Source organism: Citrobacter sp. TBCS-14 (assembly GCF_005280805.1).
Lineage (GTDB): Bacteria > Pseudomonadota > Gammaproteobacteria > Enterobacterales > Enterobacteriaceae > Citrobacter > Citrobacter gillenii.
In genome coordinates this window covers 493,783-512,763 of the sequence record NZ_SZWM01000185.1, presented here as the reverse complement: position 1 = coordinate 512,763, position 18,981 = coordinate 493,783, and the positions used below count along the sequence as shown (strand labels likewise).

19 protein-coding genes are annotated in these 18,981 nt (G+C 53.1%); 10 read left to right on the top strand and 9 right to left on the bottom strand.

Annotation, left to right across the window (positions count from 1 at the left end):
• Positions 1-38: 38 nt before the first annotated feature.
• Together FDX22_RS11135 and FDX22_RS11130 are read right to left on the bottom strand one after the other, a co-directional pair.
• On the bottom strand, positions 39-617 hold the full coding sequence (locus tag FDX22_RS11135; protein ID WP_146717197.1) for a LuxR C-terminal-related transcriptional regulator: 579 nt from the start codon (positions 615-617) through the stop codon (positions 39-41).
• 614 nt (positions 618-1,231) lie between these two features.
• Complete coding sequence (locus tag FDX22_RS11130; RefSeq protein WP_146717196.1) at positions 1,232-2,407, bottom strand: DnaJ family molecular chaperone; 1,176 nt, start codon at positions 2,405-2,407, stop codon at positions 1,232-1,234.
• Between the two features lie 299 nt (positions 2,408-2,706).
• Between FDX22_RS11130 and FDX22_RS11125 the strand changes: the two genes are divergently transcribed.
• From FDX22_RS11125 to FDX22_RS11100, 6 genes are all read left to right on the top strand, one after another.
• The gene (locus FDX22_RS11125) at positions 2,707-3,789 is read left to right on the top strand and encodes a YncE family protein (RefSeq protein ID WP_115259151.1); all 1,083 of its coding nucleotides are present in this window, start codon (positions 2,707-2,709) and stop codon (positions 3,787-3,789) included.
• Positions 3,790-3,955: 166 nt separating this feature from the next.
• Complete coding sequence (gene pheP / locus FDX22_RS11120; RefSeq protein WP_096757960.1) at positions 3,956-5,350, top strand: phenylalanine transporter; 1,395 nt, start codon at positions 3,956-3,958, stop codon at positions 5,348-5,350.
• Between the two features lie 165 nt (positions 5,351-5,515).
• On the top strand, positions 5,516-6,757 hold the full coding sequence (locus FDX22_RS11115; RefSeq protein ID WP_115259150.1) for an MFS transporter: 1,242 nt from the start codon (positions 5,516-5,518) through the stop codon (positions 6,755-6,757).
• A 15-nt stretch (positions 6,758-6,772) separates the two neighbouring features.
• On the top strand, positions 6,773-7,801 hold the full coding sequence (locus tag FDX22_RS11110) for a sugar phosphate isomerase/epimerase (protein ID WP_117342187.1): 1,029 nt from the start codon (positions 6,773-6,775) through the stop codon (positions 7,799-7,801).
• Complete coding sequence (locus tag FDX22_RS11105) at positions 7,798-8,949, top strand: Gfo/Idh/MocA family protein (RefSeq protein ID WP_146717195.1); 1,152 nt, start codon at positions 7,798-7,800, stop codon at positions 8,947-8,949. Before FDX22_RS11110 ends, FDX22_RS11105 begins: the two co-directional genes overlap by 4 nt.
• Positions 8,950-9,024: 75 nt before the next feature.
• Positions 9,025-10,005, top strand: a complete 981-nt coding sequence (locus tag FDX22_RS11100; protein ID WP_115259147.1) for a LacI family DNA-binding transcriptional regulator — start codon at positions 9,025-9,027, stop codon at positions 10,003-10,005.
• Between the two features lie 3 nt (positions 10,006-10,008).
• Here FDX22_RS11100 and FDX22_RS11095 read toward each other — a convergent pair whose 3' ends face one another.
• The 4 genes from FDX22_RS11095 to FDX22_RS11080 form a co-directional block, all read right to left on the bottom strand.
• On the bottom strand, positions 10,009-11,253 hold the full coding sequence (locus FDX22_RS11095; protein WP_115259146.1) for a mechanosensitive ion channel family protein: 1,245 nt from the start codon (positions 11,251-11,253) through the stop codon (positions 10,009-10,011).
• A 64-nt stretch (positions 11,254-11,317) separates the two neighbouring features.
• Positions 11,318-11,971: an oxygen-insensitive NAD(P)H nitroreductase gene (gene nfsB / locus FDX22_RS11090; RefSeq protein ID WP_115259145.1), complete on the bottom strand. Its 654-nt coding sequence runs from the start codon at positions 11,969-11,971 to the stop codon at positions 11,318-11,320.
• A 119-nt stretch (positions 11,972-12,090) separates the two neighbouring features.
• Complete coding sequence (locus FDX22_RS11085; RefSeq protein WP_146717194.1) at positions 12,091-12,459, bottom strand: MmcQ/YjbR family DNA-binding protein; 369 nt, start codon at positions 12,457-12,459, stop codon at positions 12,091-12,093.
• A complete protein-coding gene (locus FDX22_RS11080; protein WP_115259143.1) occupies positions 12,459-13,040 on the bottom strand; it encodes a TetR/AcrR family transcriptional regulator in 582 nt (193 codons plus the stop codon). The genes FDX22_RS11085 and FDX22_RS11080 overlap by 1 nt, the downstream gene beginning before the upstream one ends.
• Before the next feature lie 189 nt (positions 13,041-13,229).
• On the opposite strand from FDX22_RS11080, the gene FDX22_RS11075 reads away from it, so the two are divergent.
• Together FDX22_RS11075 and FDX22_RS11070 are read left to right on the top strand one after the other, a co-directional pair.
• Positions 13,230-14,342 (top strand): MBL fold metallo-hydrolase, encoded by a 1,113-nt coding sequence (locus tag FDX22_RS11075; RefSeq protein ID WP_117342189.1) that lies wholly within the window; start codon positions 13,230-13,232, stop codon positions 14,340-14,342.
• 16 nt (positions 14,343-14,358) lie between these two features.
• Positions 14,359-14,700 carry a RamA family antibiotic efflux transcriptional regulator gene (locus FDX22_RS11070; RefSeq protein ID WP_045440915.1) on the top strand — a complete coding sequence of 114 codons (342 nt, stop codon included), beginning with the start codon at positions 14,359-14,361 and terminating at the stop codon, positions 14,698-14,700.
• A 21-nt stretch (positions 14,701-14,721) separates the two neighbouring features.
• Here FDX22_RS11070 and FDX22_RS11065 read toward each other — a convergent pair whose 3' ends face one another.
• Both FDX22_RS11065 and FDX22_RS11060 read right to left on the bottom strand, forming a co-directional pair.
• Complete coding sequence (locus FDX22_RS11065) at positions 14,722-14,970, bottom strand: DUF1158 domain-containing protein (RefSeq protein WP_146717193.1); 249 nt, start codon at positions 14,968-14,970, stop codon at positions 14,722-14,724.
• A 66-nt stretch (positions 14,971-15,036) separates the two neighbouring features.
• Positions 15,037-16,155 carry a YbdK family carboxylate-amine ligase gene (locus FDX22_RS11060; RefSeq protein ID WP_117342190.1) on the bottom strand — a complete coding sequence of 373 codons (1,119 nt, stop codon included), beginning with the start codon at positions 16,153-16,155 and terminating at the stop codon, positions 15,037-15,039.
• A 267-nt stretch (positions 16,156-16,422) separates the two neighbouring features.
• On the opposite strand from FDX22_RS11060, the gene FDX22_RS11055 reads away from it, so the two are divergent.
• Entirely contained in the window at positions 16,423-17,127 is a 705-nt protein-coding gene (locus FDX22_RS11055) for a GNAT family N-acetyltransferase (protein WP_117342191.1), read from the top strand.
• A gap of 146 nt (positions 17,128-17,273) precedes the next feature.
• Positions 17,274-18,290: an alpha/beta hydrolase gene (locus FDX22_RS11050; protein ID WP_186805293.1), complete on the top strand. Its 1,017-nt coding sequence runs from the start codon at positions 17,274-17,276 to the stop codon at positions 18,288-18,290.
• On the opposite strand, the gene entD is transcribed toward FDX22_RS11050, so the two are convergent.
• On the bottom strand, positions 18,280-18,933 hold the full coding sequence (gene entD, locus FDX22_RS11045; protein WP_186805292.1) for an enterobactin synthase subunit EntD: 654 nt from the start codon (positions 18,931-18,933) through the stop codon (positions 18,280-18,282). The two genes, FDX22_RS11050 and entD, sit on opposite strands and share 11 nt — an antisense overlap.
• Positions 18,934-18,981: the final 48 nt, after the last annotated feature.

The window sequence follows — 18,981 nt, the reverse complement described above, 5'->3', positions numbered from 1 at the left end:
TAAAAAATAATCGTTATGGTCGTCCTTAAATAAGTCAGTTACGGCTGGCTATAGTGCGAGATGGTGTACTTGAGCCGGGTATTGGTTTTGCCAAGCTTTCTGGCAATGTTGCTTTTGTACGCCCCAATGGTTTTTTCACTTTTTTGCGATGCGCCGGCGATTTGAGTCAGCGTCCAACCGCGGGCCAACATCATCATGACGTTAAATTCGTTTGCGGTTATTTTGTTATGTACTGCTTTGATAGTGCGTGATTTTTTTATTTGAGTGATAGAGGTGAATGCGTGCAAAAGTTGATCAAGAGAGTCGTCTTGATCGAGAAAATGCATGTTCATCCCGCAAACGGTTTGAAAAAGTGAAAAAGTGGCTTCATCGGCCAGAACGATAATCATCGTCGCAGGGCGTAAGGCCATGTTGCGGATAACTCTGGCATATTTTAAAAAATCAGAATTGCCAGGATTAATAATGATGCAATCCAATTTATGAGAATGTATGTTGACGGCAGAAAGCGTCTGAGAGGAGTGGTACGTGATATCCGTAAATAATGCTGAACCACGTAAAATTTCTCGCATGCCAAGCCACGGGTAAAGTGAGTCACCCAAAAATATAGCTTTAGACATAACGATCTCCTTGAAATTTTGATGCAAGCAATCGCCTCTTTTTTTTATTAAAAAGAGTTCCTCGCGATGCGTGAAATGTTAATTAAAACGAATATCCCGTTCTGTGTTTTGAACGTATCCTTATTAATTTCGGTTTCAACAGATACTTTCTGTATTTATTAAAATCTTTAACTATTCTTAATGTTGATATTACACTTTGTTAAAATTTAAGATAAATCGTTTAAATCACCTCTGGGCAGTTGATTGATAGATTTCGCTTATGAATCGAGAAAATTGGGGACTGGATAACCCTAAAAACACAGGGGATTCTGATAGGTGTGGCTAAGAAGGTCGCCAAAAAAGAGCGTAATTCAGTTGGATAGGGCTCATTTTTAGCACAATGAGAACGCTGTAAGATAATTCTTAACTTAAACCAGGCTGGCGCGGAGGGTGTATAGGGGAGGGATGAAAATATTGCCATATTCAAATTTATTTACGTTTTCATTTTATTTTATGGTGTTATGTGCTTTGATTTTATAAATTTCAAGGATTTAATTCTAAAATTGTCTTTTTGTGCTTAATTTGAAAATCACACGAAAGAATTGCGGTTCGCTTGTTTTTTGTACGTTGCCGGCTTATCCGGCCAGCAGTTCTTGCTCGACCTGGCGTACCTGATCTTCCAGCGTATTGCGGATCTCGGTTAACGCCCGTTGTTGGTCGGCAAAGTAGGCTTCCTTATCTGTCACAGAGGCGGCGAGACGCCAGGCGTTCTCAGCTTCCAGTTCGCTAATCTCGTTGAGCAAGCTGCTAATTTGCTCTCTGAGCTGCTGTATCTTGCGGCGTAAATGTTGCAGATCGTTGAGGCGGTCGCTTGCCATCATCGGTTCGAGACCGTTTTGCAACTGGGTAAGCAGCGTACGAACGGCGGCCAGATCGGCATTTTGTCGCGCCTGATTCAACTGCACCATCATCTGGTGCGCTTTCTCTTTCAGGTCATCTGCAACCACGTCCGGGTGGCACAGGCGACTGGCCTGCCGCCACAGGCGTTTTAGTTCATTGCGCTCATCATGAGAAAGTGTCCGTTCGCGGTTATAACGATGCTGCGCGTCCTGCTGTTGCTCCTGATATTCATCATATTCGTGACGGGCTTCTTCCTGCGCCTGGCGGGTGGCGCTGTCATCCTGGCGGGAAAAGTCGTTTTCCAGTTCGCGAATTTCCGCCAGCAGGGCGGTGATAAGCTCCGTTTGCTGCTGAATGCGCTGCCGGGTTTCCACTGATTCGCGCGAGTCTGAACGCTGGCTCATCCACTGCTGTTTGAGTTGCGCCAGTTGATCGACCGCCTGAGAAATAAAGTGCTGACAGGACTGATAATCTTTTTCCCGGCGTTTGCGCTCAGCGTCCTGCTTACGTTGCGCACTGGCGGCCAGATGTTTACGCAACTCGAGAATACGACTCATCAGCGGCCCAAGGTGCTGATGATACAAGTCGTTGAAGTCATCAAGGATTTGAATGCGTGCATTGCGTTTATCAATTAAGTCGCGCAACTGTGTTTCAAGTGCTTTTAGCTCAAGTTTGCTGGCAGCGATGCCGGGATCTTGCCACGTTGATACCGCTCGCTGTGATTGCAGCCAGCCGGTGATTTCATGCAGGGCATCGCTGAAGCGTCGTGCTTCAAGCGCCTGAACGATCGTCTTCGGTACGTCCGTCAACGTGTCATTTTTCAAATGCACTAGTTGCTGGAAAATGATCTCATCATCTTCCAGTTCGATGGCACTTTTGATGATTTCAAGACGTTTAATGATCTTATTCATGACGGTCGCTGCCCGGCGTGGCTTAAAGCGCGTGACAGGAACCTGACCTGGGGAACGCGTTTAAAAATGTTGAAAAACAGTAAGGTGCATTTTGTGGCCTGCGGTGCCTTTTCGTCCAGAATAATTCACGGTAATTATAAGAAAGCGGAGGTAGCGCGCGTCAGTCGCACTCTTCAAACCTCCGTTTCATCTTTTTTATTCACGAGCTAATTATTCTTGATTCAATAAAGATAATGCGTATAGTTCTCATTCTCTTTTGTTATTAACCATTTCCGTACACTCTGGTAAGGATCCCCGCAATGAAAAAAACAACATCCGCTCTGGCATTGCTGATTGCCGCAGCGCTAAGTGGCTGTGCCGCACATTCAACGCCAGCCAGTCGTACGGCGGTACAGGAAAAAGCGGTGACGCCAGCTGCTACTGATGTCCAGCAGCGTGCGTTGGCTGATGGTCTGTATGAAATGGCGCTGAGTCCGGCGGGCGATGCACTGTATGTTGCCAGTGCGGAAGGATTTAAAGATGTCCAGGGCGGGGTGGTTTACAAACTGGATCCGAAAACGCTCAAGACGCTCGGTCTAAGCCATACCGATATGAAAAACTTTGGTATGGCGCTCTCGCCAGACGGTAAAACGGTGTACGTTACCAACTCACTGGACGGCGGCCTGAGCGCCCTGAATACCGCCGATGGTAAAGTGAAAAACCGTGTACTGTTCCCGGAACGTAATGCCGAAGGTTTCCCGTACGGTGCGCGCCAGGTGCTGCTGCATAATGGCCTGCTCTATATTGGCGCGGTGGCTGACCCGGCGGTAATTTGGGTGGTGGATGCCGAAACCCTGAAGCTGAAAACCCGTATCAAAAACACCGGTAAATGGATGACCGGTCTGCATTACTCTGACGTCACTCAGCGTATTTATGCCGCCAATGGCGGCGGCGAAATACTGGTGATCAACCCGCGTAATCAGCGTATAGAGAAACGCTGGAAGCCGCTGGGTGAGAAACCTGCGCTGTTGCTGAATATGGCAGAAGACGCGCAAACGGGCCGTTTGTTTGTCACCGATAACTCGCAAGCGAAAACGACTCTGGTGCTGGATATCCACACCGGTAAATTGCTCAAGCAACTCGATGTTGGCGATTCGTTAGCGGTGAAATTCAATGCAAAGCGCAACGAAATCTATATTACCCAGCGTGATGCCGGGAAACTACTTAGCCTGAATGCAACCGACTACAGCGTGAAGAAAAGCTGGGATCTGCCGCCGAACCCGAATAGCCTGCTGCTCTCTGCGGATGGGCAAACGCTGTTTGTTACTGTGAAGCAGAAATTCAATAAAGACCACTCCACGGATGCACCCGATAACGTGGTGCGTATTGATCTGAATAAATAACAACAACGCGTTGGCTTCCGCTAACGCCCGTTGATTGGTGACTTTTTTCCTGCGCCTCGGTGCGTTGGGCAAGGATGCCCGGCGTATCCAAACGATTGCGCCTTGCGACAACCAGGTTGAAATGTTAAAAGAAGCCCCTTCAATATAAACGACACAGGGGTAGGGCGTGAAAAACGCGTCATCTGCATCCGACACCAGCGTGTCCGATGCCGCGTCAACGAGTGAGCCGACGCTTCAGCGGGGGTTGCAAAACCGCCATATTCAGTTAATTGCGCTGGGCGGCGCAATTGGTACGGGTCTGTTTCTGGGCATTGGCCCGGCGATTCAAATGGCAGGACCGGCGGTGCTGTTGGGCTATGGCGTAGCCGGGATCATCGCGTTTCTGATCATGCGCCAACTGGGCGAAATGGTGGTTGAAGAACCCGTTTCCGGATCGTTTGCCCACTTTGCCTATAAATACTGGGGACCGTTTGCCGGTTTTCTGTCTGGCTGGAACTACTGGGTGATGTTTGTGTTGGTCGGCATGGCTGAACTGACGGCGGCTGGGATCTACATGCAATACTGGCTTCCCGATGTGCCTACCTGGATTTGGGCCGCCGTATTCTTCGTGATCATCAATGCCATCAACCTGGTCAACGTGCGACTGTATGGCGAAACCGAGTTTTGGTTTGCACTGATCAAAGTGCTGGCGATTATTGGCATGATTGGCTTCGGCGTCTGGATGTTGTTTTCTGGTCACGGTGGCGAACAGGCAAGTATCGATAACCTCTGGCGCTATAACGGCTTTTTTGCCACCGGCTGGAACGGACTGATCCTCTCGCTGGCGGTGATCATGTTCTCCTTTGGTGGGCTGGAGCTGATCGGTATTACTGCGGCAGAAGCGCAGGATCCGCAAAAAAGTATTCCGAAAGCGGTAAACCAGGTGGTGTATCGTATTCTGCTGTTTTACATCGGTTCACTGGTGGTGCTGCTGGCGCTATACCCGTGGGTTGAAGTGAAATCAAACAGCAGCCCGTTTGTGATGATTTTCCATAATCTTGACAGCAACGTGGTGGCTTCCGCGCTAAATTTCGTTATTCTGGTGGCTTCTCTGTCGGTGTATAACAGCGGCGTGTACTCCAACAGCCGCATGCTGTTTGGCCTCTCCGTGCAGGGTAATGCGCCGAAGTTCTTGACCCGCGTCAGCCGTCGCGGTGTACCGGTTAACTCTCTGGTGCTTTCCGGGGCGATCACCTCGCTGGTGGTGCTGATCAACTACGCGCTGCCGCAAAAGGCCTTCAGCCTGCTGATGGCGCTGGTCGTGGCGACGCTGCTGTTGAACTGGATCATGATTTGCCTGGCGCACCTGCGCTTTCGCGCGGCAATGCGTCGCAAAGGGCGTGACACTCAGTTTAAAGCGCTGCTGTACCCGGCCGGGAACTACCTGTGTATTGCGTTCCTCGGCATGATTCTGGTGCTGATGTGCACCATGGATGAGATGCGCCTGTCGGCGATGCTGCTACCGGCATGGATCCTGTTCCTGTTTGTGGCCTTCAAACTGCTGCGCCGTAAAGCCCGCTAATCCCTTACCGATCTCATCCTTTGCGATGAGATCGGTCACTCCCTGAACTTTATCGTGATTGATCTCCCAGTTCTGTTCTTACTGACAGGATCTTTATTTTGTAATCGATTACTTTTCATTTGAACCTATTTGTAATCGATTACTTTTTTAAGGGTGGGGCAAAAAATGGTGTCGACAACCGAGAGTAGTGGAAAACAGAGCGTACAGTACCGGCTGCTGGTGCCGCGGCTGTCGCTGATGATGTTCTTACAGTTCTTTATCTGGGGAAGTTGGTCCGTCACGCTGGGGCTGGTGATGAGCCAGCACAACATGTCGCTGCTGATTGGCGATGCGTTTTCCGCCGGACCGATAGCCTCAATCTTGTCGCCGTTTGTCTTAGGTATGCTGGTGGATCGCTTTTTTGCCTCGCAAAAAGTGATGGCGGTGATGCACCTCGCCGGGGCGGCGATCCTGTGGTTTGTGCCGCAGGCGCTGGTAGCACAAAACGGTGCGCTGCTGATTGGCCTGCTGTTTGGCTACACGCTGTGCTACATGCCGACGCTGGCGCTGACCAATAATATTGCGTTTCACAGCCTGTCGGATAAAGACAAAACCTTCCCGGTAGTACGGGTGTTTGGCACCATAGGCTGGATTGTTGCGGGGATCTTTATCGGCGTGACAGGCATTTCGGATACCACCGGCATCTTTACGCTGGCGGCGGTTATCTCTGTGATTCTGGCGCTCTACAGCCTGACGCTGCCAAACACGCCTGCGCCCGCGAAAGGGTTGCCGGTAAAAGTCCGCGATCTGTTTTGCGCCGATGCTTTCGCCTTACTCAAAACCCGTCATTTCTTCGTCTTCTCACTCTGCGCTACGTTAATCTCGGTACCACTGGGGACCTACTACGCGTACACCGCATCGTTTCTGGCGGATGCGGGCGTTGGGGATGTTAGTACCGCGATGTCGTTCGGTCAGATGTCCGAAATCTTCTTCATGCTGGTGATCCCATTCCTGTTCAGACGGCTGGGCGTGAAATACATGTTACTGATCGGCATGTGTGCCTGGTTTGTGCGTTACGCCTTCTTTGCGCTGGGCATCAGCGAAGAAGGGCGCATCCTGCTGTATCTCGGTATTTTGCTGCACGGGGTGTGTTACGACTTCTTCTTTGTGGTCGGCTTTATCTACACCGACCGTATTGCCGGGGAAAAGGTGAAAGGCCAGGCGCAAAGCATGATCGTAATGTTTACCTACGGGATCGGCATGCTGCTGGGCTCGCAAATTTCCGGTGCGCTGTATAACCGTCTGGTGGCGGGGCAGGCAGTACCTGAGTCATGGATCCCGTTCTGGTGGATCCCGGCGGTTGCAGCGGCGGTGATTGCCGTGATTTTCCTTTTCTCTTTCAAGTATGACGAGAAAGAGCAGGCGTAATATTCAGGAGGGGTTATGAGAACCATTAAGGGACCGGGGATTTTTCTGGCGCAGTTTATCGGCGGGCAATCCCCGTTCAATACCCTGGACGGGCTGGCGCAGTGGGCAGCGGGTCTGGGCTACAAAGCCATACAGATGCCGTGTAATCATGCGTCGCTGTTCGATGTTGAACAGGCCGCTGTTAGCCAGACTTACTGCGATGATATTCGCGGAATGCTGGCGCAGCACGGACTGACGATCAGCGAATTATCCACCCATCTCGAAGGCCAACTGGTTGCCGTTCATCCCACCTACGATGACGCTTTTGATGGTTTTGCGCCGCAGGCGGTACGCGGTAATCCTCAGGCCCGACAGGCGTGGGCGACGCGGACGTTACACCAGGCTGCGGCAGCCTCGCAAAAACTGGGGTTGACGGCGCACGCCACGTTTTCCGGATCGCTGGCGTGGCCCTATTTTTACCCCTGGCCGCCGCATAATGCGCAGCGTTTTGCCGAGGCATTTCAGGAACTGGCTGACCGTTGGCGGCCGATTCTCGACGGTTTTGATGAGCAGGGGGTTGATGTCTGTTTTGAAATTCATCCCGGCGAAGATCTGCACGATGGCATCACGTTCGAGCGTTTTCTTGCGCTGGTGGATAATCATCCGCGCTGCAATATGCTCTACGATCCCAGCCATCTGCTGTTGCAGCAGATGGACTATCTCGGATTCATCGACGCCTATCACTCGCGCATAAAAGCGTTTCATGTCAAGGATGCGGAGTATCGAGCCAGCAGCCGCAGCGGCGTCTACGGCGGTTACCAGCCGTGGATCGACCGCGCTGGACGCTTCCGCTCATTAGGCGACGGGCAGGTTGATTTCAAAACGATTTTCAGCAAGCTCACACAATATGATTATCCCGGCTGGGCGGTACTGGAGTGGGAATGCTGCCTGAAAGACGCAGAAACCGGCGCCCGCGAAGGCCGTGAGTTTATTCAGCGGCATATTATTCCGGTTTCATCCCACGCATTTGATGATTTCGCCGCAGGCGATGAGGTACGCAAATGATCCAGGTTGGCATTATTGGCAGCGGGTTTATTGGGCCTGCGCATATTGAGGCGCTGCGTCGACTGGGGAATGTGCAGGTGGTGGCACTCTGCGACAGTTCGCTGGCGGTGGCTCAGGCGCGGGCCAGCGTGCTACAGGTGCCTCATGCCTATGGCAGTGTGGAAGCGCTGTTGGCGCACCCGGGGCTACAGGTGGTCCACAACTGTACGCCGAATCATCTGCATGCCGACATCAACCGGCAGATACTGCGTGCCGGGCTGCACGTATTTTCTGAAAAACCGCTGTGCATGACCCCCGAAGAGGCCCATGAACTGGTGACGCTGGCGGAGCAGGCGGGGGTCGTGCACGGCGTGAGTTTTGTCTATCGCCAGTTTGCGATGGTGCAACAGGCGGCCAGCATGGTACGCAATGGCAGCGTTGGACGTCTGTTTGCCGTGCAGGGCAGCTATTTACAGGACTGGATGCTGCTGGAGACCGACTACAACTGGCGGGTTGATGCGGCGTTGGGCGGCGGCTCGCGGGCGGTGGCCGATATTGGCTCGCACTGGTGCGACACGGTGCAGTTTGTCACCGGTAAACGCATTGTTGAGGTGATGGCCGATCTCGCGATCGTCTGGCCCACGCGGAAAGCGGACGTGGCCGGTGGTGCGACGTTTAATTCGCAGACGGTTGGTCGGCAGTTGGAGGATAAACCGGTGACCACCGAAGACCGCGGGTCGGTGCTGGTGCGGTTAGACGACGGCAGCAAAGGCTGCTTTAGCGTCTCGCAGGTTAGCGCCGGGCGCAAAAACCATCTTAGCTTTGAGATTAGCGGCAGCCAGTGTGCGTTGAGTTGGGATCAGGAAACGCCGCAGCAACTGTGGGTGGGCCACCGCCAGCAGGCGAACCAGATCCTGACGGACGATCCGGGGCTAATGAATGCCGATGTCGCCGCCAGCGCGCATTTCCCTGGTGGGCATATTGAGGGCTGGCCGGATGCGTTTAAAAATATGATGCTGCAGTTCTATCAGGCCGTACAGACAGGCCAAATGCCCGCGCCACAGGCCCGACGTTTTGCCTCGTTCAAGGATGGCGCAGACGTGATGTACATCATTGATGCGATTATAAAAAGCCATCAACAGCAGCGCTGGGTGTCGGTACAGCGTTAAACCGGTCCGGTTCGCCGGGCGGTGATTTTATGGTAGCCTCAGCACAAAGCGTAAAACGCAGGATGTGTCGTCGTTATGTCTATTCAAAAAATCGCCCAGCTTGCCGGTGTGTCGGTAGCGACGGTATCACGTGTGCTGAATAACAGTGAGTCCGTCAAGGCCAAAAACCGCGAACGTGTGCTGCAGGCTATTAAGGAAAGTAATTACCAGCCCAACCTGCTGGCTCGTCAATTGCGCACGGCGCGAAGCTCGATGATCCTCGTAATGGTCTCCAACATTGCCAACCCGTTTTGTGCCGAGGTGGTGAAAGGTATTGAGGAGGAGGCGGAGAAAAATGGCTATCGCATTCTGCTGTGTAATTCCGGTTCCGATACAGCGCGTTCGAAGTCAGCGCTGAAGCTGCTGTCAGGTAAAATTGTTGATGGCATCATCACCATGGATGCCTTCTCAAAATTACCGGAACTGACCACCCTGATTGGCGATGCTCCGTGGGTGCAGTGTGCGGAATATGCCGATAAAGGTGCGGTTTCCTGTGTGGGCATTAACGATGTAGACGCCGCGCAGTCGGTGATATCGCATCTGGTAGACAAGGGCTATCGGCGTATTGCGCTGATCAACCATGACCTGAGCTACAAATACGCCCGTTTGCGTGAACGCGGCTACAAGGCGGCGCTGCATGCGTTATCGCTGGAGTATCAGGCAGTGGAGTACGCCCGTGAATTAAGTTCCAGCGCCGGGATCGCGGCGATGGAAAACCTGCTGGCGGCGGGGGTGAAACCCGACGCGGTGTTTGCGGTATCGGACACGCTGGCAGCCGGTGCGATGCGTGCTATTAGCAACGCCGGGTTACAGATCCCGCAGGATATCGCCGTGGTGGGCTTTGACGGTACGGAATTGGCTGAAATGGTCTCCCCACAGCTTTCAACTATTGAGCAACCTTCGCGTGATATTGGCCGCAAGGCGGTGGGGTTATTACTGAATAAAATCGATAACCCCGATGCCCCAACAGAAAGGGTGATGATGGACTGGCGCTATATTGCACGCGCCAGTAGCTAAAGATTAACGCTGAAACGCCCCTGACAGGGCGCGAATATCATTCCCGGTCGGCGACTGATGAATACGTAATCCGAACTCTTCGACCACAGCAAAAATATGGTCGAAGATGTCAGCCTGAATACTTTCATATTCCAGCCACACCACTGTATTAGTAAAAGCATAAATCTCAATCGGCAACCCGTGGTCGTCCGGAGCTAACTGGCGCACCATTAACGTCATATCTTTGCGAATGCGCGGATGGTGACGTAAATATTCGTTCAGGTAGGCGCGAAACGTCCCGATATTGGTCATCCGGCGATGATTCAAGACGGATTCAGGCGCATCTAATTGCTGGTTCCACTCGTTAATTTCCTGAAGGCGCGTGGTCAAATACGGTTTCAGCAGATGTGCTTTATGCAATCGCTGGCGCTCATCTTCATCGAGAAAACGAATGCTGGTGGCATCGATGCTGATACTGCGCTTAATTCGCCGACCGCCGGACGCTGACATGCCGCTCCAGTTTTTAAACGAGTCAGAGACCAGCGACCAGGTGGGAATGGTGGTGATGGTATTATCCCAGTTGCGTACTTTGACGGTGGTTAAACCAATATCGATCACCGCACCATCTGCGCCGTATTTCGGCATTTCCAGCCAGTCGCCCAGTTTGAGCATATCGTTGGCCGAAAGCTGTATTCCGGCTACCAGACCGAGGATCGGGTCTTTAAACACCAGCATTAAGACCGCCGCCATGGCACCCAGACCGCTTATCAGGATGGCGGGTGATTGACCAATCAGCAGTGAAATCATCAGAATGCCGACGAGAATCGCGCCGATTAACTTGATGCCCTGAAAGATGCCTTTCAGCGGCAACTGCGAGGCGGCGGGGAGTTTTTGCGACAGATTAAGAATAACGTCGAGCAGAGAAAAGACCGACAGCAGGGCGTACATCATGATCCACAGCTGGGCGCAGGTGACTAATATCTCTGCGGCTTCGCTGCCTTTTTGTAGCCAGAGCGCGGCCTGTATATTGACGATGATACCTTGCAGCGTAAACGCCAGGCGGTGAAATAGCTTGTTCTGCGTGATGATTTGCAGCCACAGGCGGGAGCTGGCGTTGGCGCGTTTTTCAAATGCGCGTAGTACCACCCAGTGCAAAATAACGTGAACAATAATGGCGGTGATAAAAATAATGCCAAAAATCATCACCAGCGAAGTGGTGTGATTCATTTCAATGCCGAGGTCTTCTACCTGAGATATCAATTCCTGCATAACGTCTCCTTAATAAACAGCGGTCTATGATGACCGCTGTGTGGAGGTTATGCAAATGTGAGGATCAGACTTCCGTCAGGGTAGTTTCCTGCGGCAGACGTGATTTTGGCAGCGCGGCGTTGAAGTCTTCTACGCTGTGGTGGCCCACCGGGACGATAACCACGCTGGTGAATCCTTTATCTTGCAGACCAAATTCTGCATCGAGAACCGCGGCATCAAAGCCTTCGATGGGTACCGCATCGAGATCCATTGCAGCCACGCCTAACAGGAAGTTACCGACGTTCAGGTACACCTGTTTTGCCATCCAGTGCGCATCATCTTTGAGCTCTTTGCGGTGCAGATCGGCAAAGAAGGTTCGGCCTTTGTGGTTGGCGGCTTTGGCTTCCGGCGTGGCGAAACGACCATCGACTTCTTCTTGATCCACTACACGTTCCAGCCAAGCATCGTCCATCGCTGTTTTGGCGCAGAACACCACGACGTGGGACGCATCGAGGATTTTACGTTCGTTGAACACAAAACCGCCGGCGGCGGCTTTGGCTACGCGCGCTTTGCCTTCGTCAGTGCTGGCCACGATAAAATGCCACGGCTGCGAGTTGGTGCTGGACGGACTGAACTGCAGCAGCGTTTTTAATTTTTCTGCCTGCTCAGCGGTCAGTTTTTTGGTCGGATCGAATGCCTTGGTGGAGTAGCGTTTTAAGGCGACAGAAACAATATCCATAAAAACTCCTGGTCGTTTTTCTTACCCTGCGGGTGCGTTTTGTTTCAGCAGGGTACAGGGAAAGCGGCAAAAAGATAAGACAGAAAAAGGCATAAACACTTATCGGGGTTAGCGATAAATCAGACGGGACGCAGGCGTTTTTGTTCCCGCTTAGGTAGGCCGTCCACCACCCGATGCCACGAGTCGTTCACCAGGTCTGCCAGTAAGGACTCGGTAATATCGTCACCGGGATAAACTGAAATCCAGTGCTTTTTATTCATGTGGTAACCGGGTTCGATACTGGGGTAGATCTGCTGATTGAGCAGCGACTTTTGCGGGTCTGACTTCAGGTTGACCAGCGGGCGTCCGTGATGCTCTGAGACCAGCATAAAAATCTTGCCGCCGACCTTAAAGACGTCGTATTCCGGGCCAAACGGCCAGCAGTGTTCGGTAAACGGCAGTTCAAGCGCAAGGCGTTTTGCGTACGCATGTAATGTCTGACCGTCCATTATTTTTCCTCGCGGGTGAGGGCGCGCCACATGGTTTCAAACCCCATGGCAATGTATTCATCGGCGCGGGCAGGGGTGCGGGTAGCAAATTCCATTGTGGTTTCAGCCAGTGACAGGAAAAACGCGTCACCAAAGGCGCGATACTCGTCGGACATAAACTCCGGGCGCACCGAGCGATGACAAAAATCACGCAGTTCGGGGAACATATCCTCAGCCCGTTGCTCGGTTTCTTTGGTGATTTTCTCGCTGACGGCAAGCTGACGGATGGCGCGATGTCCGGCGGTGTGATGCAGGCCCCAGCTAATGTAGCTATTCCAGATGAAGTGAATCATGGTTTTGGCATCGGTCACTGAACGGTCCAGGTTAGCCATCATTGACTGGCACATATCGTGCTTTAAATGGAGGTAAAGTTCGTTGATGAGGTCATCTTTTGTCGCGAAATAGCGAAACAAAGTTCCCTCAGCAACGCCTGCATTGCGGGCAATGACGGCGGTAGAGGCCGCAATGCCGGACTGCGCAAATGCTATGGTTGCTGCTTCCAGTAATGCCAATTTTTTATCTTCACTCTTCGGACGAGCCACTACACTTTACCCTTAAGCCTGTTAAAAACACGATTGAATCACGGCCTTCGCAGCACCGCAACGGCGAATGTCAAAGATTGAAAATCATCTTGACGGCGAACTTGCGATTTCTATAATGAGTGCTTACTCACTCATAATCAAGAGTCAGTCGCGCAAACCAGCGGAAAGGGGCGCGTTTAAGGTCAGGATATGAGGCGTCTCACCGTTTGTGTGGTTGTTATTATGCTCATTGCTGCAGCTGCAAGTTTACCGTTTGTACTCAATGCCGGATTCGGTCAGGCGCCGCAAGGGGCACAACTGAGTGAGGTTGAACAGTCACCACACTACCGTGACGGACAGTTTCATAATCAGGTGCCCACGCTGGGTTACACCGGCAACAAAAGCATGCTGGCAGCCTGGTGGGAATTTCTGGTCGCGAAGCGCGAAAATGCCCGCCCTGCGCAACCATTGCCGCTGGTGGCAACCGAACTCGCGCGTCTGTCACCGCAGCAGGATACTCTCGTCTGGCTGGGTCATTCCTCGTGGTATTTGCAGCTGGCAGGTCAACGCATTCTGATCGACCCGGTATTGAGCAACTACGCTGCGCCGTTTTCATTTCTGAATAAAGCCTTTGCCGGGGAGTATCCGTGGACGGCTCAAAACATGCCCGAAATCGATCTGCTCATCATCTCGCACGACCACTATGACCATCTGGATCTTGCCACCATAAAGGCGTTGATGCCGAAGATTAAGCGGGTGATTACGCCGCTTGGCGTCGGGTCGCATCTGCGGTACTGGGGAATGAACAGCGAGATAATTGAAGAGCGGGACTGGAATCAGTCCGTCAGAGTGACGGACTCACTGATTGTGCATGTCCTGCCGGCACGGCATTTTTCAGGGCGCGGCATCAAGCGTAACCAGACCCTGTGGGCCAGCTTTATGTTGGAAACGCCAGAGCAAAATATTTATTACAGTGGAGACTCCGGCTACGGGCCGCATTTTAAAGCGATTGGCGAACAGTTCGGCACGGTCGATGTGGCGATTATGGAGAACGGTCAATATGACCAGGACTGGAAGTTCATTCATATGATGCCGGAAGAGACCGCGCAGGCATCCGCCGATCTCCATGCCAAAGCCGTTGTGCCCGGTCATGCCGGTCGTTTTGTACTGGCGAAACATAGCTGGGACGATCCCTACAAGCGTCTGGCGCTGGCCAGCCGTCTCAAAGATTACCGTCTGCTGACGCCGATGCTGGGTGAGCCGGTAGTACTGTCCGAACCGGACCAACCGTTCACGGCCTGGTGGCAGCCAGCGGCTCAATGAAAAAAGGGAGATAACGATGACGATTTCTGCACAAGTTATCGAGACGATTGTCGAATGGATTGATGATAATTTGAATCAACCATTGCGCATTGATGATATTGCCCGCCACGCGGGATATTCAAAATGGCATCTGCAGCGTCTGTTTATGCAGTATAAAGGCGAGAGCCTTGGGCGCTACATTCGCGAGCGTAAGCTGCTGCTGGCGGCGCGTGATTTGCGTGATACCGACCAGAAAGTGTACGATATCTGCCTGAAGTACGGCTTCGATTCGCAACAAACCTTTACGCGTATCTTCACCCGTACGTTCAGCCAGCCACCTGGGGCGTACCGCAAAGAAAACCACAGCCGTACGCATTAACGACGAAAGGTTCTCGCGGGGCTAATCCGCCAGCGAGAACCAGCGTCGCCAGATAAAACGTAGAATAAAATACTCAATCACCCCAAGCAGTAAAAACCACAAGCATAATAGCAACGTATAAAACTGGTTAAGATCCATCAAATGTAAAGTGGCGACGAGTTTTTGCGCCAGCACCAGGCCAAGCGAAGGCGCGGGCAGCAGCAGGCAGGACAGAAAGGCCAACAGCAGGATCCCGGCGGCGGTCATCAGTGATTCAAGCGGGTGTTTCATAACATTGTTAAACTTGAGTTAAAATACCATTGTCCGGGATCTCCTGTGCTAACGCAAACCCCTCGCTTAACGCCCCGCCCAGATTTCACAATGTTTTTTCACCAGTCCGCTTAGCGATCCGCCATCGGCCACGAAATCACGCATGCGCTGTGCTTCGTTGTGCCCATTTTTTACCTGCTGGTGTAAGGCGTCAATGGCACTGGCGGCACCCACTTTATCCGCCGAGGGGGCGACAAGCTCCAGCAATCGAAGTGTGTCATCCGCCAGTCGGTGATGAGTGCCGGTATGCACGTCGGTAACGATCCCCTCCAGACCAAAGCGGCAGGCCTGAAAACGGTTAAATTTATACAGCAGGTAATCACGCTCCTGATGTTTGAAGGGACGCTCTTTCAACAACCAGTGGGCCGTAGCCTGAATGAGCCCGGCCATGTTGATCGCATGCTCGAGGGTGAGCGGGGTGTCCATTACGCGAACTTCTACCGTGCCAAAGTGCGGACTGGGGCGGATGTCCCAGTGCAAATCCTTAATGCTGTCAACGAGGCTGGTGTAGGCCAGTCGACGAAATAATCCCTCAAACTCCTGCCAGTTGTTAACCCACGGCATCGGACCGTTATCGGGAAATCCTGAGAAGATATTGAGTCGAGCGCAGGCAAATCGCGTATCGGCTTCTTGCATATACGGTGAGGCGGCAGAGAGCGCAATAAAATGCGGCACAAAGCGTGACAGGCCGTGCAGCAGGTAAATGGCGTCGTCGCCGTGGGTACAACCTATGTGAACATGCTGGCCAAACACCGTTGCCTGCTGGATGAGATAACCAAAGTTCTCCAGGTTGCGCCGGTAGCGCTCGTCATCGCACACCTCCTGACGCCGCCATGTCTGAAACGGGTGAGTGCCGCCGCCGCAGATGTCGAGGTGATACTCCGCCGCGGTCTGCAGGATTATCTGCTGCATGGCGGAAAACTCTGCTGCCGCTTGATCAATATTACGACAGACGCCGGTTGCCATCTCCAGCATACTTTCGGTGATATCGTGCTTCACTTCTCCGGCGGTGAGCTGCGGTTTTACGGTGTCAATCAGTCGGGAAGAGTCCTGGCTCAGGTCATAGCCTGGCGGATTAACCACCTGCATTTCCAGCTCAATGCCCAATGTAAACGGTTCGGAGACATGAAAGTCGGGTAGTGACATAGCGTTCCCTCGAGCGTTGATTTTTAATCAGTATTTACTCGTCGTCTTTCGAGCCGCAGGTGCGTTGACAGCGCTTGCTCATCCTGGTCACTTACTTTAGTAAGCTCCCAGGAATTTGCAGTCTTGTCGCCTTCCTGCAACTCGAAATCCTTAGAGTATAGAAGGACTGGCGGTTTTCCGTACGATAAGGGAAATCCACATCCTGCGCTTTGAACGCAAAATGACAGGTGCTATAACTGTTTTTTGCTTTCACAACGGGGGTGAGCAGTGCCGGAAATTAATCTGTATGGACAGACGGTAGGCGATGCCCTGCCGGACTGGAATGGGGCGTCAGTGCTGCCTCGGGTTGTGCTGGAAGGGCGATATTGCCGTCTTGAGGTGCTGGATGCAGACAGCCATGCCGCCGATTTATTTGACGCCTATGCGCAAGCGCCGGACGAACGTGACTGGACCTGGCTTGCCAGCGAGCGGCCGACGAGCGTTGCGGTAGCGGCCCACTGGGTAAAAGGAAAATCTACTGACGCCGGGTTGGTTCCCTACGCGGTTATCGATTTGCGCTCGGGGCGCGCCGTCGGGCTGGTGTGCTTTATGGCGATGGACCGCGAGAACGGCTCGGTCGAAATTGGTCATGTAACCTGGTCGCCGCGGATGAAAAATACGGTGCTGGGGACGGAAACCGTCTGGCTGCTGCTGCGTCAGGCATTTGCCCTCGGGTATCGTCGTGTGGAGTGGAAATGTGACTCGCTGAACGATGCGTCGCGACGGGCGGCAGAACGCTTAGGTTTTGTCTTTGAAGGGCGTTTCCGCCAGAAAATTGTGCGCAAGGGCCGTAACCGCGACAGTGACTGGCTATCGATGATTGACGGTGAATGGCCACAACGTGATGCCGTTTTACAACGCTGGCTGGCCGCGGAAAACTTTGATGCGCAGGGTCAGCAGCGTCAGTCGCTGGCTGCGTGTCGGCAGGGATAACACCGTCATCCGCCATAACCGTTCAGACAGATTATTAGCAACGGCTATACTCTTTCGCGAAACGGTTCAACAGAGAACGTACCATGAAATCAGGTAGCCGATTCGGGTTATCCGGCAAGGCCTTAGTTCAACCCGCCGCAGTCGCCATGGCTGCGAGTCTTTTCAGCGCAGCGGTCAGCGCTGACGCGTTGCAGGAGCAGCAACAGCGCTATCAGCAACGCTGGCAACAGGAACATGGCCCGCTGACGCAAGCCCCGCCAGCACCTCTGGCGGCATTTCTCGCCGCCCAACCCGCTACGGATAAACCGGTTTACGACACGCTCAGTTCGCGAGCAGGATTAGCGGCGCTGACCAAAGCCAACGTCACCGCTTCCGACCCCATGGCGGCGGTCATCAATGATGAAGTGGATACCGGGGAGCGTCGCATCCCGGTACGTATTTATCGTCCGTCATTAGCCGGTTCGCCAGCGGTGTTGGTGTTTATTCACGGCGGCGGACACCTGAGTGGGTCAGTGGAGGTCTACGATCCCGTAGCCCGGCATCTGGCGACGGCAACCGGCAACACGGTGGTGTCGGTCGACTATCGGCGGTCACCGGAAAACCCGTATCCGGCGGGTCTCTCCGATGCCAAAGCCGCGGTTGAAAGTGTCTATTCAGTGCTCGAGCGTCAGCACATACCCTATCTGCGTCAACTGACCCTGGTCGGTGACAGCGGTGGCGGTGCTTTCAGCGCAACGCTCGCCGAGTCGCTTTCCCGTCATCAGCCGGGGCTGATTAATCGGCTGGTGTTGATCTACCCGAGTCTGGATTACACGTTAGGCTGGCCGTCCGTGAAGGAAAATGGCACAGGGAAACTGCTCGATGAAAGCAAAATACGCTGGTACTTCCAGCAGTATTTCCAGAATGATGAAGATCGTAAACTGGCATCACCGCTCTATTTTCCATTGCGTAAAGATTTTCCGGCCACATTACTCTTTAGCGGTGGGCTGGATCCGTTGCGCGATGAGAATTTTGCCTTTGTTGCCAAACTGCAGGCTGAGGGCATTCCCGTACAGCACGTTCACTTTCCGGGGATGACTCATGCCTATTTGATGCTGGAAGATAAAGTCCCGCAGGAAGCGCAGGCCACGTATCAGGCGATTGGTGAGTTTGTTAAAAAGTAGCGTCACACAGGGTAATGACGCTGTTATCGCGTGAGGTCCAGCGCACGTTGATGTTCAATCCGCCGAGGTTTGCCGAAAATGACGGCATTATTTGCACCGTTAAGTGCGTGGCGGTGAGGGCGATGATTTTGGCGCTGGCAAAGCCCGGCAGTCCGCGAGTTTGCGCACTGAACGCTTTATATACGCTCTCTTTGGCGGAGAACGCCAGGGTTAAGGCGAGCGGAAAGGGGACCGGGCAACCTTGCAAAACCTGTTGTTCATGGTGGTCGATAATGCTGTCGGCCAGTTCGGCTGCGGTGTCGGGTGTAAAAATAGCGTCAATGTCTAGCCCTATGGGGCGCGGCGAGACAACTGCTAACGCGGTCGAGGCGCTATGGCTGATGCTGCCAAACAGACCCGGTGGCCACAGCGGTTGGCGGCGCTCGCCGATGCCGGGCACGGCTTTACTGCCATATTCTCGCAGCGCATAGACGGCGGCAATACGCCCCGCTAAATGCTCCGCTTGTCGTTTACGCCCGCAGGCTGCGAGCTGGGCATAATGAGGAAGCCACAGCAGATCGTGTTCATGCAGGCTGTCGGGGGCAAATTCAACGAGATGCAGCGTATGGCTGGCGAAGGACAGTGGAATGTGGGTTGTGTGCATGATGGCTCACGAATTCCCTCTCCTCGATGGAGGAGAGGGAAAAACGTT

Bases quoted from the DNA above. Each gene is read 5' to 3' on its own strand.
- FDX22_RS11110 (WP_117342187.1), top strand. From the start codon at position 6,773: ATGAGAACCATTAAGGGACCGGGGATTTTTCTGGCGCAGTTTATCGGC.
- FDX22_RS11135 (WP_146717197.1), bottom strand. From the start codon at position 617: ATGTCTAAAGCTATATTTTTGGGTGACTCACTTTACCCGTGGCTTGGC.
- entD (WP_186805292.1), bottom strand. From the start codon at position 18,933: ATGCACACAACCCACATTCCACTGTCCTTCGCCAGCCATACGCTGCAT.
- FDX22_RS11125 (WP_115259151.1), top strand. From the start codon at position 2,707: ATGAAAAAAACAACATCCGCTCTGGCATTGCTGATTGCCGCAGCGCTA.
- FDX22_RS11075 (WP_117342189.1), top strand. From the start codon at position 13,230: ATGAGGCGTCTCACCGTTTGTGTGGTTGTTATTATGCTCATTGCTGCA.
- FDX22_RS11060 (WP_117342190.1), bottom strand. From the start codon at position 16,155: ATGTCACTACCCGACTTTCATGTCTCCGAACCGTTTACATTGGGCATT.
- FDX22_RS11065 (WP_146717193.1), bottom strand. From the start codon at position 14,970: ATGAAACACCCGCTTGAATCACTGATGACCGCCGCCGGGATCCTGCTG.
- FDX22_RS11085 (WP_146717194.1), bottom strand. From the start codon at position 12,459: ATGGACGGTCAGACATTACATGCGTACGCAAAACGCCTTGCGCTTGAA.
- FDX22_RS11115 (WP_115259150.1), top strand. From the start codon at position 5,516: ATGGTGTCGACAACCGAGAGTAGTGGAAAACAGAGCGTACAGTACCGG.
- FDX22_RS11070 (WP_045440915.1), top strand. From the start codon at position 14,359: ATGACGATTTCTGCACAAGTTATCGAGACGATTGTCGAATGGATTGAT.
- FDX22_RS11105 (WP_146717195.1), top strand. From the start codon at position 7,798: ATGATCCAGGTTGGCATTATTGGCAGCGGGTTTATTGGGCCTGCGCAT.
- FDX22_RS11130 (WP_146717196.1), bottom strand. From the start codon at position 2,407: ATGAATAAGATCATTAAACGTCTTGAAATCATCAAAAGTGCCATCGAA.
- FDX22_RS11095 (WP_115259146.1), bottom strand. From the start codon at position 11,253: ATGCAGGAATTGATATCTCAGGTAGAAGACCTCGGCATTGAAATGAAT.
- FDX22_RS11050 (WP_186805293.1), top strand. From the start codon at position 17,274: ATGGCTGCGAGTCTTTTCAGCGCAGCGGTCAGCGCTGACGCGTTGCAG.
- nfsB (WP_115259145.1), bottom strand. From the start codon at position 11,971: ATGGATATTGTTTCTGTCGCCTTAAAACGCTACTCCACCAAGGCATTC.
- FDX22_RS11100 (WP_115259147.1), top strand. From the start codon at position 9,025: ATGTCTATTCAAAAAATCGCCCAGCTTGCCGGTGTGTCGGTAGCGACG.